This window comes from Pedobacter ginsenosidimutans, from assembly GCF_001442625.1.
GTDB lineage: Bacteria > Bacteroidota > Bacteroidia > Sphingobacteriales > Sphingobacteriaceae > Pedobacter > Pedobacter ginsenosidimutans.
The window spans coordinates 245,584-263,945 of sequence record NZ_LMZQ01000007.1; the positions used below are offsets into that span (position 1 = coordinate 245,584).

General features: G+C 41.6%; 15 protein-coding genes and 1 pseudogene. 5 read left to right on the forward strand and 11 right to left on the reverse strand.

The window, feature by feature from the left end:
* Positions 1–10: 10 nt before the first annotated feature.
* A complete protein-coding gene (locus ASU31_RS12920; protein WP_057932712.1) occupies positions 11–793 on the forward strand; it encodes a DNA-deoxyinosine glycosylase in 783 nt (260 codons plus the stop codon).
* A 122-nt stretch (positions 794–915) separates the two neighbouring features.
* Positions 916–1,932, forward strand: a complete 1,017-nt coding sequence (locus ASU31_RS12925; RefSeq protein ID WP_057932713.1) for a hypothetical protein — start codon at positions 916–918, stop codon at positions 1,930–1,932.
* 349 nt (positions 1,933–2,281) lie between these two features.
* Here ASU31_RS12925 and ASU31_RS28050 read toward each other — a convergent pair whose 3' ends face one another.
* From ASU31_RS28050 to ASU31_RS12955, 6 genes are all read right to left on the reverse strand, one after another.
* Positions 2,282–2,632: a helix-turn-helix domain-containing protein gene (locus ASU31_RS28050; protein WP_157257997.1), complete on the reverse strand. Its 351-nt coding sequence runs from the start codon at positions 2,630–2,632 to the stop codon at positions 2,282–2,284.
* A gap of 168 nt (positions 2,633–2,800) precedes the next feature.
* A complete protein-coding gene (locus tag ASU31_RS12935; protein WP_057932715.1) occupies positions 2,801–3,934 on the reverse strand; it encodes a TlpA disulfide reductase family protein in 1,134 nt (377 codons plus the stop codon).
* Between the two features lie 12 nt (positions 3,935–3,946).
* Positions 3,947–5,356, reverse strand: coding sequence for a RagB/SusD family nutrient uptake outer membrane protein (locus ASU31_RS12940; protein WP_057932716.1), 1,410 nt, complete (start codon positions 5,354–5,356; stop codon positions 3,947–3,949).
* Between the two features lie 9 nt (positions 5,357–5,365).
* Positions 5,366–8,644, reverse strand: coding sequence for a SusC/RagA family TonB-linked outer membrane protein (locus ASU31_RS12945; RefSeq protein WP_083505359.1), 3,279 nt, complete (start codon positions 8,642–8,644; stop codon positions 5,366–5,368).
* A gap of 147 nt (positions 8,645–8,791) precedes the next feature.
* A complete protein-coding gene (locus tag ASU31_RS12950) occupies positions 8,792–9,949 on the reverse strand; it encodes a FecR family protein (protein ID WP_057932718.1) in 1,158 nt (385 codons plus the stop codon).
* A 108-nt stretch (positions 9,950–10,057) separates the two neighbouring features.
* Positions 10,058–10,627, reverse strand: a complete 570-nt coding sequence (locus tag ASU31_RS12955) for an RNA polymerase sigma factor (RefSeq protein ID WP_057932719.1) — start codon at positions 10,625–10,627, stop codon at positions 10,058–10,060.
* Between the two features lie 187 nt (positions 10,628–10,814).
* Here ASU31_RS12955 and ASU31_RS28115 point away from each other — a divergent pair.
* Positions 10,815–10,970, forward strand: a pseudogene (locus ASU31_RS28115) (DUF2000 family protein); the annotation flags it as partial.
* 312 nt (positions 10,971–11,282) lie between these two features.
* Here the strand turns inward: ASU31_RS28115 and ASU31_RS12960 are convergent.
* The 5 genes from ASU31_RS12960 to ASU31_RS12980 all read right to left on the reverse strand — a co-directional run bounded on the left by ASU31_RS12960 (position 11,283) and on the right by ASU31_RS12980 (position 16,452).
* On the reverse strand, positions 11,283–12,014 hold the full coding sequence (locus tag ASU31_RS12960) for an SDR family oxidoreductase (RefSeq protein ID WP_057932720.1): 732 nt from the start codon (positions 12,012–12,014) through the stop codon (positions 11,283–11,285).
* 116 nt (positions 12,015–12,130) lie between these two features.
* Positions 12,131–13,042 carry an AraC family transcriptional regulator gene (locus ASU31_RS12965; protein ID WP_057932721.1) on the reverse strand — a complete coding sequence of 304 codons (912 nt, stop codon included), beginning with the start codon at positions 13,040–13,042 and terminating at the stop codon, positions 12,131–12,133.
* A gap of 280 nt (positions 13,043–13,322) precedes the next feature.
* Positions 13,323–14,210, reverse strand: coding sequence for a helix-turn-helix domain-containing protein (locus tag ASU31_RS12970; protein ID WP_057932722.1), 888 nt, complete (start codon positions 14,208–14,210; stop codon positions 13,323–13,325).
* 19 nt (positions 14,211–14,229) lie between these two features.
* Positions 14,230–15,648, reverse strand: coding sequence for a coniferyl aldehyde dehydrogenase (locus tag ASU31_RS12975; protein ID WP_057932723.1), 1,419 nt, complete (start codon positions 15,646–15,648; stop codon positions 14,230–14,232).
* A gap of 36 nt (positions 15,649–15,684) precedes the next feature.
* The gene (locus ASU31_RS12980) at positions 15,685–16,452 is read right to left on the reverse strand and encodes an SDR family oxidoreductase (protein ID WP_057932724.1); all 768 of its coding nucleotides are present in this window, start codon (positions 16,450–16,452) and stop codon (positions 15,685–15,687) included.
* Positions 16,453–17,092: 640 nt separating this feature from the next.
* Here ASU31_RS12980 and ASU31_RS12985 point away from each other — a divergent pair.
* Together ASU31_RS12985 and ASU31_RS12990 are read left to right on the forward strand one after the other, a co-directional pair.
* Positions 17,093–17,809: a glycohydrolase toxin TNT-related protein gene (locus tag ASU31_RS12985; RefSeq protein ID WP_057932725.1), complete on the forward strand. Its 717-nt coding sequence runs from the start codon at positions 17,093–17,095 to the stop codon at positions 17,807–17,809.
* Positions 17,810–17,819: 10 nt separating this feature from the next.
* A complete protein-coding gene (locus ASU31_RS12990; protein WP_057932726.1) occupies positions 17,820–18,236 on the forward strand; it encodes a hypothetical protein in 417 nt (138 codons plus the stop codon).
* The last annotated feature ends 126 nt before the right edge of the window (positions 18,237–18,362 follow it).

Sequence of the window (18,362 nt, forward strand, 5' to 3'; positions counted from 1 at the left end):
AAATTTACGAATGAAATTACATGAAGCCATTGAGAAGCTTATTCAGCAGGCCGGACAACCTATGGATGCCGGCAAGATCAGCGAAGCATTAAACGCTAATAAGTGGTACCGAAAAGCAGACGGCACTGTCATTTCAGCCGCCCAAATTAACGCAAGGGTCAAGAATTATCCGCTTATGTTCACGGTTAACCGGTCCGTAAAGCCGATGCTAATTGATGTTGTTAGTGAGGCCGTGTCGATCAATCCACGCAGCAAGGTATCCGCTAATCCAAAGATTGAAACATCACATTTAACTGTGCCGACTTCAAGGGTCAAAACTTCCTTTGCGCCACTTTTTGATGAGCGGATTCAAATTTTGATACTGGGCACTTTACCCGGTGATGAGTCTCTACGAAAAATGGAATATTATGGACATGCGCGCAACCGATTCTGGAAAGTGGTCGCGGGCTTAAGCCTGCGGGCGGAGTTAACGGATTATGCGTCTAAGAAGAGCGCACTATTTGGTCTGGGCATCGGGCTTTGGGACGTGGTACACAGTTCTGAGCGCAAAGGCAGTTTGGATAGTGCGATTCGGGAAGAACAGGTGAATGACCTGGAGAGCTTTATGCACCGGCAATCTGATATTTCTCTCATTGCTTTTAACGGAAATAAGGCGCAGGTACTGTATGACAAATATTTTAAGCGCAGGGCAAACATCAGGTATGTGACCTTGCCGAGCACCAGCCCAGCCAACGCCTCCTGGAATCTGGAACGGTTGTTAAACCAGTGGAGATCCGCCCTAGGAATGATCTGAAGCCTTACTTCATTCAAATATGGGCCGTGATTTATAGGTTAGGGAAGCGAAAGGGTATTTTGAAAAAGATTTTTTTCTTCAGAATTATTTCACTATAATTAAGTAAATCCAAAAATGACGCTATGCCCTGCCCTCACCGATACCTTGGTTTGCATATTGATGGCCAGCTCTTTCCAGACTGGGAAATCGACTATCTGTTCATTGGGACATTTAATCCGCTATGGGACCGTCCCGATTTGGTTAATGCAGCCTACTTCTATGGCCGAAGTGCCTACTTTTGGGACGCAGTGAGTATTTTCTTTAAGGATAGACCCTACAGTTATGCCCGGGATGACCAGCAGGCGATGGTCGATTTTTGTAAACGCCACAAAATCGGTTTTACGGACCTGATTCTTGATATTGAGGATGCAGATTGGGCAAATCCGGAGCACCGCCAGAGAATTTATTCTGTGTTGGATACGGATCTGGAACAGTTCGATGAGATCGTTTGGAACACGACAGCGATCGAGGCTTTCCTTCAAGACAATAAACCGGGGCACGTCTTCTTTACGCTGCTTTCAGGTAATAAAAAATCTATCTTTTCCGTGGAGATGCGAAAGATAGAGCAACAGGCGGCATCGCTAAAGATTAACTGCAAACGCCTGCACAGCCCAACCGGGGCAAATGTTGGAACGGGTGTTCCGCGTTTGCATCAATTGGTGGAGCGCTGGGATGCGGTCAAGGGCCTGCCCCAAATAGATTTGAGCCGATACCCTTATGTGCAGGATGAAAAACGGGCCAGGAAAAAGCCTAGCCAGAAAAAGCCCAGGATAAAAACTTATCTGGAAACCAGTGACAATCCTGAAATTTTGGTGATGGACAGGTATGTACTGTGCATTGAGGCAGGCAAAAAAGTGATCCTGATTGACCGAAGGAATAATATGATGCTTAAAGCATTGACCGTTCTTCGGGATACCATTGTTCCGCACATCAAACTTGCCTATGGCATTGAAGTTGACCTCCACCATAGCAGCAAGGGCCGAGGTGAAAAAAACACGAGAGTTTTGGGGCAAGAGGTTTTTAGAATATTATCCGGTAAAAACCCCTTGGCGTTAGCCGAAGAAGGTTTGGAAGCGCTGCAGGTTAACACTGGATATTAAGCTGACTACATGGACGCCCAAGTCATTATCCAAACGGACCAAACCGGTAAAAAGCTGTATGAATCCAGCCTGGAGTTTTGTGAGGATTTGAATCTCTTTATATTTATATTTTAAAAGGTACTAAAAATCTCGTATATATGGAAACATATACTTTGCGATCAAAGAAGGCGGTAAGTGATTCGGTGAGTCATAATTTTGAAACGACCTATAAAACATATTAAAGCGGAATTTTAGGCATGGGTTCGAATCCCTCGCTCTCCGCACAAATGGCATTAAAGTCCTTAAAAAGCCCGCAAATCGTATGATAGCGGGCTTTTTGCGTTCCTAGGGGTATCATTCGATTCCTTCACTAACATACCCAAAGTGAAAGATTCGGTGAGTCACCATGAAAAATTCTAATGACCCACCGAAAACAATGGCGCTTAAAAAAATGGTTAAAATGAGCTGGTTCCTCAAAGCCCAGGCAGTAGCTGATCTCAGGGATATTCCAGTTGGTATGACACAGCATAACCTTCGGGGTAATCCGCTCAGCAATATGCTCACTAGTGGTTTTTCCAGTAGTCTGTTTAATAGCCCTGGGAAGATGGTTTACATGAACAAATAGCTTATCTGCAAAGTCCTTTGCCGAACGCATAGAGAAGCGGTTATAGGGTGAGTCAATTGGAAACTGTCTTTCCAGCAATTCAGAGAATACGGTCATAATCCTGGCGCTTGCATCGTGACATCTTAAAAGCCAAGTAAAAAGGGCTGCTTTTTAACGAGCAACCCTTTAAGGTTTTGGGCTTGGGCCCGGTTAGTACCGATCAGCGGGAACGAATTAGAGCTGCTGAAAAAAAATCCAATGTGCTTCAGCTCGTGTAACTGCTTTTTAATATTCGTCTTTCAGTATACGTTCAATTGTTTTTTCAATATCTTCCCCCCTTAGGTTTCTCGCGACAATTTTTCCCTCGGGATTTATTAAAAAGTTAGAAGGGATTGCTTTTACACCGTAAAGTGCCGCTGCACCGTTCTTATCAGCATTAGCGTCTATCAACTGCGTCCAAGGCATACCATCGTCTTTTATGGCTTTTAACCAAGCATTCCGCATCTTTTCCTGGTCAATAGAAATACCCACTATACTAAACCCCTTGTCTTTGAAACGATTATACGCTTTGAGCAGCCTTGGATTTTCAGCACGACATGGATGACACCAGGATGCCCAAAAATCTACCAAGACGTATTTACCTTTAAAATCAGTCAAATAAACGATTTTTCCGGCTGTATCTGGCTGACTGAAAACGGGAGCCATATTTCCTTTAGCTGTACGGGCTAAGCCATCAAGCATTGTTTTCATCTGTTTGCCGTCTGGTGAATTTTTTATCCGATCGGACAGACCAGCGAAAAGTTCCGCACCATTCTCCTGGTCCATGTATGGTCCGGCAACATCGCGGATAACAAATAAGCTAATGTAAGAATTCGGGTTATCGCGCACAAAATTCTTATAGACCAGCTTTCGTCTTTCGGCCAGTTCTTTCATTTTAACCTGAACCGCCTGTTGTTGCTGTATAAGATCAGGTGCATGCTTAGGAATAGCCGAATATTGCTCTCTATACCTATTCAATTCCATTTTTAGAGGCTCATCCAAATTGTTTAGGTTGAGATAATCATCGTTAACCTTGGATCCCTTAATAGTTGCATGTTTCAATGAATCATTTGCCACAATGGAAATCTGTCCAGGCTCTAAATATAAAATGATGGCGTCAGGTGATGTCTTTTTTGTAGCACGTTGTAGCCCGACAAATTGCAAATAACCACTTGTAACCGCAGGCATCGGCCCGCTCAGTTCGAAAACGCCTGAGGTAACCACAGCGCTATCAGCTCTGGTAAGGCCGCCTATTTTGTAGGTCAGGTATACCTTGCCCGTCCTTTTGGTATCATGAAAATTTCCTTTCACAACATATTGCTGTTGAGCATGGGCAAAAAGAGGTAATAACGCGACCAGTATGAAGATATTTTTTGTCATGTCGAAGATATATTAATAACCAGGGTTTTGAGTCAGGTTGGTGTTACTAGTTATTTGTACCGTTGGAATGGGATACAATTGGTCGGTTGACTGCCAATTTTGGCCTTTGATAGGACCAAGTACAGCTGTTGCCCTTCCAGTTCGCTTCAAGTCAAACCACCGATGTCCAAATTCCATGTTAAGCTCCACTTGGCGTTCATGCTCTACAGCCAATAGTAGGTTTGCCTTACCTGTAGATGGTGTTCCACGAAGCCCGGCACGAGTTCGAACTACATTAAGATCACTTATTCCATCAGTAAGCTTATCTTGTTGTATCCTGGCTTCTGCCCTGATCAAATATTGTTCGGCTAAGCGTAGCACCACAGCAAACTCGGTATTGGCGCCTGCCGTACTAGACTGATATTTTACCGAGTAATAGCGCCCCCCTGGCGACCTTCGCAACCAGGCGGTAAACCGGTCATCTTCAAATTCAGGCCGTGTCAAATCCCGTTCGAAAGCAGCTACCAATTGTGCTGTAACTGGCTGGCCAGGTTCGCCGGTTGAACCCGTTAAGAACGCCCTTGTAATAAATGGGTAACCAAACTGATTGGTATTGAACGCCCAGATGGTCTCGGTACTGGCTTTCAAAAATGTTGTGGAAAGTGTTGGCATGGTGAAAAGTGTAGAATTTGCAATTACTTTACTTGACTCCGTTTCTGCCAAAGCATATTCTTTCTGGTAAAGGTATACCCTTGCCAACATGGCTGTAGCCGACCAATAGTTTGCCCTGGTTCTAAGCCCTGCTGACCAGCTGTAGTCTCGTGCAAGCGAAGATTGTGCATCCTTTAAGTCTTGAATGATCAGTGCATAAACCTGATCAGATGGCGTACGCGGCATTGATATATTCGTTTGCACATCTGTTTTTGTGACTAATGGTACATCACCAAAAAAATTGACCAAGGTATAATAGCAATATGCCCTTATGAACTTGGCTTCACCTATCAGCTGTCTTTTAAGTGTGGCAGACAAATCGCTGTTTTCCATTCCTTCTATAATTTTATTGGCGTGATACACGCTGAGGTAGCTACTAACCCAAATTGAATTGCTATTGATATTTGTCGGATCTAGCGAATTGCTCTCAAAGTCATCAGGCGAGTCTGGAAAATAAGATTCGTCAGCAGATCTTGCCGGACAGTTAATGACGAAAGTTCCGAAAGTGGAAGCGGTAACATTGCCGCCACCTGTTGTATTATACATAACAGAATACATACCGTTTACGGTCGCTTGAGCAGTTACCGAGTCGGTATATACGTTACTGCTGGTAAGTTGATTGACCGGCACACCCACTTCAATTAATTTTTCGCAGCCATTTAAACCTATCATCAATAGTGCGAGTAACATTGTTGATGCAACGTTTTTTATATTTTGAATCTTCTTTTTCATGATGTTTACTTAGAGTGTAAATTGTAAGCCAGCCACAAACATTTTTAGGGGAGGAAGTACCGAACCTTGGGTTTCAGGATCAAGCCCCTTGTAGCCAGTTATTGTGTAAATATTCTGCCCCCGCAGGTAGATCTGCGCCCTTTTGCTTTTAATGGCACCCAACCATTTCTCCGGCAAATTATAGCTTAGCGAAACATTACGCAGCCTAATGAAAGACGCATCAGTCAAAACCGCGTCCGATCCGGCATAATTAACGTAAGAGCTATAGGCTGCTGAGCTGGTTAAAGAACTCGGTTTAAATTGCGTGTCCCTCAAATCATCTAGTTGACTACCAAGCAACCCAGGAAATGCAATCTGATTTACACCTGTTTGCTTAGTAAAATTAACCAAAATGTCTAACCTCAAACCTTTGTAAGAGATTGCAGAAGCCAATCCCCCATAAAACTGAGGATCTCTTGTTCCGGCAACGTAGCTATCATTGGTCAAACCACTTGTTACAGCGCCGTTGCCATTTCTATCCTGAAATTGAGCTACACCATTTACAAATCCGGTATTTTGATATACAACGTATGAATTTAAACTTGATCCAACCGCATAGGTATTTCCATAAAGTGTAAATAGTTCGTCGGGAAGGCTTAAAAGCTTATTTCTTGAAATGGACAAATTAAAGGAAACATCCCATGTGAAACCAGGCGATTTTATTGGAGTAGCATTCAGATCAAACTCAACCCCTTGGTTTTGTACAAGCGCATCCAGATTGGTAATATAGGTACTAAACCCTGTTTGTGCCGGAAGAGGAGCATTACGGACAACCATATTGTCTGAACGGTTTCTGTAAAAAGACGAAGTAAAACGTATTCTGTCTTTCAGAAAGCCCAATTCGAGTCCCACTTCCATTTTGCGGTTGGCCTCCCACTTGAAATCTTGATTAGCGAGGCGAGTAGGATAAAATCCAGGGTTACCGCCATAACTGGAAGTTGTTGACGTATAAGTATCCATAAAGCTGTAATTCTCGAACTGGTCATTCCCTGTCACACCATAACTGCCACGAAGTTTTCCATAGCTAAACAGGTTTAGATTTTGGATGAATTTTTCATCTGCGAAATTCCATGCCCATCCTATTGAACCGAAATTCCCATATTTATTCCCGGGTCCAAAACGCGAAGATCCATCTCTACGAAATACAACATTAACAACATACTTATCCAACAAGTTGTAGTTTAAGATACCAAAGCCAGAAACATAGCGGTATTCAGAATTGAGGCTTCTCACAGTTGTAAAGTTTGCGGCATTTGTGTAACTGTCCATCAAACTTTCCGAAGCAAAGGTGTTCGCATTTATAAAATAAGGCTGATTGTTTTTGCTCTGCTGCCACGCTCCTCCCAATGTTGCTTTCAATATTCCTTTCCAAATTTTTGTCTGATAATCTAATTGAGGTTCTGCGATGTAAACTTTACCCTCTGTTTCGGAATAGATACCTGAAGATACAGGAGTAGAAAATAGTGGATTCTGGGTGCTTGCAGGGGCTTTTGCCTTTAATTCCTGCGATATGTTGTTGTAGCCCAAATTTACTCTGGCTGTTAAATGCTCGCTCACTTTATACGAAAGATTCCCACTGACAAGCAGGTTGCTTCCCTTATTTAACACCGATTGGTTGCTAGTAGCAATGGGATTGCTGAAGTTGGTAACCCAATAGAGTTTGCCGGTGCTGTCATAAAGCGGATAGTTAGCAGGAATATTTATCGCAGCCGAAGCAAAATCACTACCGAGCATATTATTGGAGGTCAATCCGAGTGAAGTGCCAAGATCCAGTTTAAGTCGATTATCGGCCGAAGTTTGTGTAGCACGGATATTGAAACCACCTTTTTGATATTTGCCATTCCCAAAAAGAATGGATGTTTCGTGCCTATAGTTCGTACTGAGGAGAAGAGATGAGCGCTCATTCCCCATAGACAAAGAGGTACTAACTTCATTTTGTTTGGCTGTATTGCCAATAAGCATATTTTGATAGTTGGTATTGGCATTTTGATCCCAAAGCATAAGGTCTGGGGCAAGAGCTACAGTTGGCGTTCTGTTATCATTGGCAAATGCTCTTCTACGAAGATCCAGGTATTCGCTTGATGAAAGCAGCTTTCTTTGATTTACCACCTCTGATAGACCGCTGTTGTAATTCACATCGAATGTTGCTTTTCCTTTTGCACCGCGTTTGGTTGTGATCAGCACTACTCCATTGGCTCCTCTTGACCCGTAAATTGCTGTAGCATCAGCATCCTTGAGTACTGTAATGCTTTCGATGTCATTAGTATTGATATTACTTAACGGATCGGTAAAACCATTCGGTTGCCCTCCCAAGGTTGTTGCTCCTGAACCTACCTGTTGATCCACTGGAACGCCATTAAACGGAATTCCATCTATAACATAAAGTGGGATAAGTCCGGAGTTAATAGAATTCCTACCCCTGATGAATACCGTTGTGGCCGATCCCGGCATACCAGATGTTTGTTTGATTTGCATGCCTGGAACCAATCCTTGTAACATCTGCAAAGGATTTCCAAGTGGTTGCCTCTGTAATTGATTTGCCGAAATCTGAACAGCGGAACCTGTATTTAATTTTTCGGAGGTAGAATAATACCCCTTATTGATTATTACACCCTGTAGAGTCTGTTCATCTGGCTCCAGTTTAATAGTCATAAAATCTGAAGAAGCCCTGACTTCTTTCACCTTATAACCTACATAAGAAATCACGATCACAGAGTTATCTGGAAGATCGTCGATTGAAAAATTTCCGTTTTGATCCGTCCTTACCGATCTATTCGTACCTTTAATGAATACATTAGCGCCAACTAGGGGTTGGCCGTTTTCATCCAAGACCTTACCCCGGACAATAATCGCTTGAAAGTTGGCAATGATGTTTTCGAATAAACTTTTTTCTTTTGCTTTTATTACTACGGTCTTGTCTTCAATTGAAAAGGACACGGGCTGATTGGCAAAAATCTTGTCCAGCACCTGAGCCAGTTCTGTGTCTTTCACGTTGATCCATACAGGTTTTGTGCCTTTTAGCAAATCGCTGGTGAAAATGAAGTTGTATCCGCTTTGATCGGAAATGCGGTCGAACACCTTTCTTAGTGTAGCATTTTTTTCGGACAGGGTGATGCGCTGCGCAAAGGTGGATGCGCTTACCTGCATAATAGCCATGATCAAGACGATAGTGGTTAGCCTCATAATCAATAGAATTTGACGCAGGTATGCCTTGGGCACACCCCGTTTGTTAGTATATTTTTTATACATTAGTAATTAGTTTGGTTTAGCAGTAAGCTATTGCCTCGAAAACACTAGGCTGACTGCGGTTAGTTGATATATTTTTATTGACTTATAGCCAATTAGACCACCAGATCCCGATTCCACTCGGGATTTGGCGTTTTAGCCATTGCGTAATTATTTGCTGACGATAACTTTCCTCCCTTCTAGTTTAAAGTGAACGGCTTTTGATTTTTGTAATATTTTTAACACCTCTTTTATGTCGCTGTATTTGTCGATACGCGCATTGAATCCAACATCCGGCAATTGACCTTGATATTCCACTTCTATGTTGTACCATCGCGATACTTTTCGCATAACTGCAGAGATGTCTTCGTCATAAAAACTGAAATAGCCTTTTTGCCAGGCCATGGCTTCTTCCAGGTCAACTTCAGTAACCTGGATTCCGTTTTCATCCAGTGCACTTTGCTGACCGGGTTTGAGAATTGAACTTTTTGTTCTGTTGCCGGGCATTGGTGTAATCTTTACCGCACCTTCCAGCAATGTCGTTCTCACCGCCTTTTCATCTTTGTACGCGTTGATATTAAAATGCGTTCCCAATACTTCTACTTCCTGCCCATTGCTCTGGACCAAAAAAGGATGTACCTTATCTTTTGAAATTTCAAAATATCCTTCACCTGTTAGGGTAACGCGCCTGAATTTCGCTCCGACAAAACTAGTTGGGTATTTTAGGGAGGATGCAGAATTTAAAAAAACCAAAGAGCCATCAGGTAAACGTACCTGTGTTTGTTCTCCCCGCGACGTAGTTAGGGTATTGTAATCCGAGGTCTCGGAATTCTGATCTGTAACTTCATAAATGATCTGCCCGTCTATGGTTTTTGAAATTTTCACGCCAGACTGCAAAGCTATGTTTCCGGCCACCGCATCATTTATCGATATCTTCTTCCCGTCGGCCAGCGTCAACGTAGCGCCTTGCACCCCTGGTTTGACATCATTGGAGTAAGCAATCTGATCGGTCGTGTTTTTGGTATCACTGTTGAAGTAAAATAGTACAGCTCCAAAAATGATGGACGCAACAGTGGCAGCAATCGCAATACGCGGCCATAAGGAGACCACTTTAGGTTGTCTGGCAATACCTGTTGCATATTTAATGCGATTTAATATTGCCTGCTCATGCTCTTCACGGTTTTTAGCAATATCAGATGGCATCTCTATCGGAATCTGATTCTGCTCATTGAACCATTCGTCGAATTCCTGTTGTTCCGCTTTGGTAAGCGTGCCTTTCAACCATCTATGAGACAATTCCTGTAATCTTATTTTACTTTTTTCAATCATTTCCGATAGGTCTTATATAGACAAGTACCTGCTGAAAAGGGAAACTGTCAAAATGTGACAGATAAAAATGATAAAAAAGTATAATTAACTGATATACTGAAAATTAAACTACAATAAAACGGTATGAAGAAATGATTTGAGATTAATAGCCAGCTTCTTTTTAGTCCTTTTAAGGTCTGAATTTACCGCATCCTCCGAGATACCTAATTTGAGGGCGATTTCTTTATGGCTGACATCTTCCTGTCTGCTCATTCTGTAAATGACCGCACTTTTCTCCGGCAGTTTACAGATAAATTCTTCAAGCCTGCTACGAAGTTCTTCTAAATTGAGATATTGCTGAGTAGAATCGTCTAAAATATCATAAGCTACCAAACTCTGTTCTTCATGCAAACGCTGGTTTCGTTGTTTTTCAAACAATTTAATGATCCGGTATTTTACAGATACTATCAGGTAGTGAGAAAGTTCTGAGGTGACATTAATGGAAGATCTTCTGTTCCACAAAGAAATAAAAACATCCTGTACTACATTCTCTGCATCCATGATGTCCCCGGTTTTCTGAATGGCAAAATAAAACATCTTTTCCCAGTAGCGCAGGTACAGATTTTCAAAAGCAAATTCGTCACCGCTTCTCAGCAATGAAATCAATTCTTGATCAGTATATGATTTATAGCCTGCCATTTCACTATTTGAAATGGCAATTTAGCAATTTCCTTGACAAAGCCATACAATGTTAGCTGAAATCCGCCTTACTCAAAATATTAAAGAACTGTTGTATCTTCACACCAAAAAGTCAGAGCAGGTGGTATAAGATGACTGGTGACCAACCAAACTTTCTTGTATTTTATTTTAGTTATCTTTTACTTCTTTTGCACAACAGGCTCGTACTTACGGGGAATATCAAGCAAACATTGAAGAAGTCGCCATAAGGGACATAATCTACCTTGGCATTGTATTATTTGGAGATAAGAAAAGTATCAACAAAGCCGCGAAAGGACTGGCTTTGATTAGTTATATAAAATGATGTGGTACAGCATAAAAGAATTAAATCGTGGCAGAGCAACTTTAATTTTGATATTGCGAGGGTGACACCTCCCAGTCACTTGAGTAGTTAGGCAAAGATAATACCTCTTTGTCCCCTCAGCGAGGTTCAATTTACTGGGAGGCATGCAGGCCCCTGGTTGGGTGAGCTATGGGGTCTTACGGCCCTTTGCCAATGCTGTATTGATTGGATTCGTGATTAAAGCGTTCCAAAGAAAGGGAGCGATTATAGTTTAAATCAAATAATCTGATACAGTCAGTTGCACATTCCGCGTTTAAAATTATAGGTTGGTATTTACCATGGTACAAATTCGCCGGATTGGGAAAAAGTTCCTGTTGGACCATTCTCATCAAGTAATGCCATGGCAACACCTGACTTAGCACCTTCTTCCGTAGTTAAGGGTGCCTGGTCTGAACCGATGGATGTTTTCACCCAACCCGGACTAACTGCATTTACTTTAATCTTGGAAGCGGCAAGGGCATTAGCCAGAAAAACTGTGAACTGGTTCAAGGCCGTTTTTGACGCACTATAAGCATAAGGTTTTAAAGCGTATAACCAATGTTCTTTATCCAGATGAATACCAAAGGAACCAGACAAGCTGCTGATGTTTACAATACGCCCCGCCTCGCTTTTTTTGATTGCGGGCAATAATGCCTGGGTCAGCTCTACGGTACCGAAATAATTAATATCAAAAGTATCCCGCAGGGTTTGTGTGGATACAGTTTCCGTGTTATTTCCGAACCACGCGCCGTCTAAAAATACGGCTGCATTGTTGATTAGAATGTCCAATACACCATATTCGCTTTCAATGTATTTTCTAACGTTATCGATATCAGTTGAATTACTGATGTCTAGTTGTACAAAAGTTACGTCTAATGATAAATCCCTTAAGGCAGCTTCCGCTTTTTTACCTTCGGTTTCATTTCTTGCCCCTAATAAAACTTTAATATTGTGAGCTGCTAGTTGTTTCGCTGTTTCAAAACCAATGCCTTTATTGGCTCCGGTCACTAATGCTATCTTTGTCATTTTGCAAATTGTTTAATTCCAATGCAAAGGTAGCGTGGATGGCATGGCCGATGTTAGCGCAAATAACACCGATCCTTACTAAAATCAAACTTTCTTGCACCAACTTCATGGAGCAACTATTCCTTTTGTAATTTTCGGTAATCTGTAGGCGAAATGCTGGCATGCTTTTTAAAGAATAGATTGAAATGCGACGGCTCTTCGAAAGCGAGTGCAAAAGAAATCTCCGCAATATTCCAGTTGGTTAATTTTAATAAGATCTTAGCCTCTTGAACAAGCCTTGCTGCGATGATCTCACTTACAGTTCTTCCTTTAGACAATTTTACCTGCCGGTTCAAATAATTGGGATGTAGTGACAGGCTGTCTGCGAAATCTTTCGCAGTTTTAAATTTGATTGTATCCTGAGGGGATTCTATGGGAAACTGCGATTCTAACAATCTTATAAAGGAACAGGCGATAACCTCGGTGGTATTGTTCGTTTTTACGAAGGAGCTAAACGGCGCGAGCTTTTGTGCATTGAAAATAATCTCAAGTAAATAGGTGCGTAGCAGATTATCTTTAAAAGGGCTATCGGCCTGTGATTCATCAAACATTTTATTGTAGACCTCAATAAAAAGTTTCGTCTGCTCCTCTGTAAGGGAATAGATATTCTGTCTGCCTGGTTTATAGATTGGAAATTCAAGTAAACGATAACCGCTGTTAGCTTTGGTGATAAACTCCTCCTTGAAGACGCAACTAATCCCGGAGTACCCTAAACCGGCCTCGTGAACCCCAAAAGGAATTTTGGTGGTGGTGAACAGTAAGGAGTTGCCCGAAATATCAATGTTCCTATCTTCAAACTCAAGCTGATAGTCACCTTGTAATAATGTAGCTGTGTAAAATTTCTTCCTGCTATATTCAAATGAAAAAATCGGATTACCAGTTATGCTGAGGTCCAGTATATGAAAAAAATCTGCACCATTCTGAATAGTGTCTGATAAGGCAGCAATATTTGCAGGGTCTACAGATGATGTAAAATCGGGGATTTTCATAAGCAAAAATAAAATAAAAGTTGATCTCTTTCTACTGCAATAATTCTATTTGGGAATATTCCCCTGGCTAATAATAATCAATAGTTCTAGGACGAGTCAAATAATTTGAGCAGAACTACCTTTTGATTATAAGCTACTATAATATTGTTTATTAAACTAAACTGTCCATCCTTCCCCGCAGAAAAAAATTAAATAAGCTGTCTCAAAAGTGAGGCAGTTTCTTTTTTTTAAAGTGTGCTGCAACAACACCGGCCATAGGCTAAAATGCTCTTCACTATCTTTAGTTTATGGGTTTCTTTTTGTAAGATGTTGGTGAAATTCCTGTTTCTCTTTTAAAAAGCCTGGAAAAGTAAGACATATTTTCAAATCCTAAGGCATAGGCTATTTCAGATACCGCTTTGTCATTAACTGTTAACCTGTTTTTCGCTTCATTGATCAGGGCTAAATGAATGAGATCCTGAGCAGTCCTTCCAGTTTCAATTTTCAGCAGGTCTGTAAGATAACGCCGCGAAATATGGAGCCTTTCTGCCAAGTCAGCTACAGCGGGCAAACCTTTATCAAGGGAGCCATCTTTAATATAGTCCAGCAATACCCTATTGAACTCTGTAACCGTTTTACCGGACAGCTGTTTACGGTTAATGAATTGCCTTTTATAAAACCGCTCTGCGAATTTCAGCATGGAATTGATGTTGGCTAAAATGATTTCCCGGCTAAATTCGTCTTCGTTATTATTGTATTCCAGTTCTATGGTGTTAAAAATATTCCAGACAACTTTTTCTTCCCTTGGTGCCAGGTGCAGGGCTTCGTTAGTTTCGTAATCGAAGAAAGCATACTTTTGGATCTCGTGGTAGAGTGGATTGCCGTTTAAAAAATCTTCGTGGAAAAACAGGATATACCCGTCCTCTTCAAATGCTAAGTTCCGCATTTCAGTAACCTGGCGAGGCTTCAGGAATATCATCGATCCCTTTTCGTGATCGAGTTTGGTGCGGCCATAAAGCATAAATCCGGCCTTTACCCGCTTTAGCCCAATCATATAACAATCGCTGGTAAACTCCGGGTGGTTAATCACCATATTTTCGCGTATCCTGATCAAAGCAATCAGCGGATGCTCAGGCGGTGCCATCCCGTTGGCAAACGCCAGTTCACTGAGAGACTTAAAATGTTGCATAGTATTATAAAGTTACAAATTAACGTAGAAAGAACCCGATCAATTTATCGGTAAGGCTTCCAAAGGGAGCATGAAGCAGGTCCATGCCATTCCAGCGGCCTTGCTCGTATATACCCTTGGCATGGCTAAGCGTGCGGAAGCCCTCTATGCCATGATATTGCCCCATACCACTGTCGCCTACACCACCAAAGGGAAGATCATCTTGCGCGATATGAAAGAACGTACCATTGATGGTAACATTACCGGAGGTGGTACGATCCAGCACCTTTCGTTTATCCGTATTATCATTACCAAAGTAATAAAGCGCCAGTGGCCTTGGCCGTGCGTTTACATAACCGATAGCATCTTCAATAGTATGATAAGAAAGTACCGGCAATATGGGGCCAAATATCTCTTCATGCGCTATCTTCATGTCATTGGTTACCCCCAGCACAATGGTTGGGGCAAGTGTGTGTGGCCGGTTTAAGGCATCGCTGGGTCTGTTACCCACTTCAATAACCTTTGCCCCGTGCAGGCGGGCATCGTTAAGCAGTCCCATCAACAGATCATATTGCTGATCATTTACGATCGAAGTATAGTCTGCACTCGTAGGACCATCAGGGTATGCAATTTTTACGCCATTGTCATAAGCCTTAATGAAGGCATCAATTTCTGTTTCGTGTACCAGTGCATAATCGGGTGCTATGCATGTTTGCCCGCCACTAAGCAATTTGCCGTATACAATACGGGATACAGCCTTTTGAAGCGGGTAGCCTTTAGCGATAATCACCGGAGATTTGCCACCCAGTTCGAGTGTAACCGGCACGAGGTTCTCGCTCGCGGCCTTCATTACCGAACGCCCTACCGAGGTACTGCCCGTAAAAACAAGATGGTCGAAAGGTAATTTAGAAAATGCTGAGCCATCGCTGTTTACAAGAGTTACCTGCTCTTCCGGGAAAATGTCTTTAAACATTGTTTCGATTACGGCGTTTGTGGCAGGTGTAAACTTAGAGGGCTTAAGCATTACCCGGTTACCCGCCGCAATTGCGGTAACAACCGGCATCAACGATAAATTGATGGGGTAATTCCAGGGGGCTATCACTCCTACAACGCCAAGTGGCTGATATTCTATCCGGGCTTTGCCAAACCGCATGTGCAATGCTACATGACGGCGGGTTCGCCGCATAAATTTGGGGAGATGGCGATCCAGGTATTTGATCCCTTCAACCACGCCTAATATTTCTACGACGGCTGTTTCGTGCCGCGACCGATGTCCAAAATCAGTATTGATCGCTTCTTCGATCTCTTTTCTTCGCGCGATCAGTGCAGCTTTAAACTTTCTCAAATCGGCTCTGCGCTGTTCAAGTGTGGGTGCGCCTTGACGTAAAAAGGCACTTCTCTGATTATTAAGAATATTATGAAGTTTGTCTGGTGCTGAGCCTAAAATATCTGTTGTCATGATCTTTCAATATTATAATGTAAGGAGAAAATGTGCCTATGACTGAAGCTGACTGGCATTTTCAGCCGGATTCACTAATCTGTATGCTATTTTAGGAAACAGGCGATTGGCCAGGTAAACCAATTTGGTGATACCGACACGTATAGTAAACTGATTATTTTTGATGCCGGCAATCAATGCATTCACCAGTTTTTCCGGAGAGATTCCTTTTGTCTCAACGTGTTCTGTCATACTTGTTGCCACCACAGGTGGTACTAGCTCAAACACTTTAAGCTTACTGCCAATTATTTTTAAATGATCTCTCAGTGCCACTGTATAAAAGCGCATGGCCGCTTTGCTGGCAGAATAGGTTGGGCCAAGATTTAATGGCACATAACTTAAGAGTGAAGAGGTATTGATTATGGCGCCTTCTTTCCTTGATTTCAGCATCTCGATGAACAGGTTGTTCAGGCGGATTACACCCAGGTAGTTGATGTCCATTTCATACTTGGCCAATTCAAAATGTTTATCATTGGCTATTCCCAGGTTCTGTGGGCCGCTCATCACGCCGGCATTATTATATAGGATGTCAATCCCTCCAAGTTGCTTAACCTGATCGAAAAGTAATTCTGCATCTTTGGCATCAGCTACGTCACTTTGTATCGCAGTTATAGCCGGATACGATCTTTTTGCAGCGTCTAATTTTGCCTGGTTTCTGCCGGTGATAATTACTTTGGCTCCATTAGCCAGAAACTGTTTTGTCGCTTCCAGACCAATACCTGCGGCACCGCCTGTAATCAATATTGTTTTTCCTTTTAGTTCCATGATTTTATAATTTTTAAGTTGTTTAATGACGTGTATACATCAATTATTTTAAATAACCGCATAAATACCTGTTAATGATGTTTCTTTAAATTTCGCTTTGGATACATCTTTATCATTGCATTTGATAATACAAATGTAGATCGATGCAATGCCACGGTTATAACCCAAAAGGTGGAATGTCTGACACAAAAAAACGGGTGAGCAGGTCGTAACAAATGCGATCCCGGTTTTTAACCGATAGCAAGTAAGATCCGCGGGGATATGAAGCGCATGCACTAAACGCTTATTTTAAACGATCAAAAAATTATTGAAGAGCCAGCAGGAACCAGATCCCCATCTAGCGCAAGTCTTAGCGCCCACTGCCTTGGCAAAAGCCTGACTTGGGCTTTCATTAAATCAACACATTAATCTCTAAAAAAATCTCAGCTAGTTAAATATAGTGAATGCACAAGTCGTCCACCCAGCTGCCTCCCCACTAAGACTTGCGCTAGTAAGAAGGGCAATATGTGGCGAATATTCTATTCATTTGTATTTTTTATCATTAAAAAATATTAGATTCGCAATGCAGTAAATGTCTTATTTTACTGTCATTATCGATCTATTTTTAAAATCATCACTTTACTAAACTAAATTAACAGCTATGAAAAATTTATTAAAGTACTTACTACTTTTAAACATTGTATTATTCTCTGCGGCTTGTCGCTCAGATAAGGATGGTCTTTTAGATGAACCACCAATTACGGCAACCACTGAATTCTACAAAAACGCAAACCAACTGGCTGCGACCTATGATCCTTCAAATACTGTAAGCCAAACGATAAGGGATCAGGTTTACGATTTATACAAGAAACAAAAGTGGGGCGACCTGGAAACGTTATTTATAAACAACAATTTAAACGGAAAATGGCCACCTGCAAACGGAGGTTTCAATACAGTAGATGATACACCAATCGCGATGGGACAAAAATACGATAGATACAGTAGTGCGATTGGAACCTATAGCGGAACAGGAGCTCCGACCTTGGGAGGAAGTTTTACCAGTCCAATCATCAATGGATCCGTATATACTTTCGGGCAAAGAGCCTTGAATCAACCGGAAAATGCTTATGATTTTTATTATGAAATCGAAGTTTTAAATAATTCATTAAATTTCAAAGGCCAAACAGCAGATATTATTCCCTGGTTTAATCAGATGGGCTATGGTAAGCAGACCATGTGGAAAATCCCGATCGATCCAGCGACTGGCTACCAAAAAACCTGGAATAAATTGGCCCAGGAAGGGTATATTAAAGTAACAATTAAGAAAAACCCGAGTGGAAAATACCCGGGAGCTGTGGGCGTAGTTATTGCACAATAAAATCATTTAGATGTATTCCATTTCAAAAAAAATATTCATTGAAAAACAGGTTTCTGTTGTCAAGAACACGTTCAGTAATGCAGAGATCGGTAACTCAGCAGAAGTAAAATTCAAATGTTGTAACTGTGGCCATGAAAATATCGTTAAAATAACACCTTATGAATCAGGCTTTCCGATTTTTCAATTGTACAATAACGAAAAGGTTTTAGCTAAAAATGAATTATTAAAGAATAAAATTGTCTCCGAAACCTCCATAAATTTGCTTCACTTTGGAGAATTGACAGTAAATGATTTACCAACATTGTACTTTGGAACAGATTGTCCGTCTTGCCATTCAAAATATATTTGTGTTTTTAGCTATGGTGAAAAACAACCTGGACTAACTTTGCTTACCATCTCCGGCGTATGGAAATATGACGAAATTTAACCCATCTAGCGCAAGTCTTAGTGCCAATGGTCTTAGTAAAAGCCTAACTTGGGGTTTCGATAAATCAATACATTAATCTCTAAAAAAATCCCAGCTAGTTAAATATAGTGAATGCACAAGTCATCC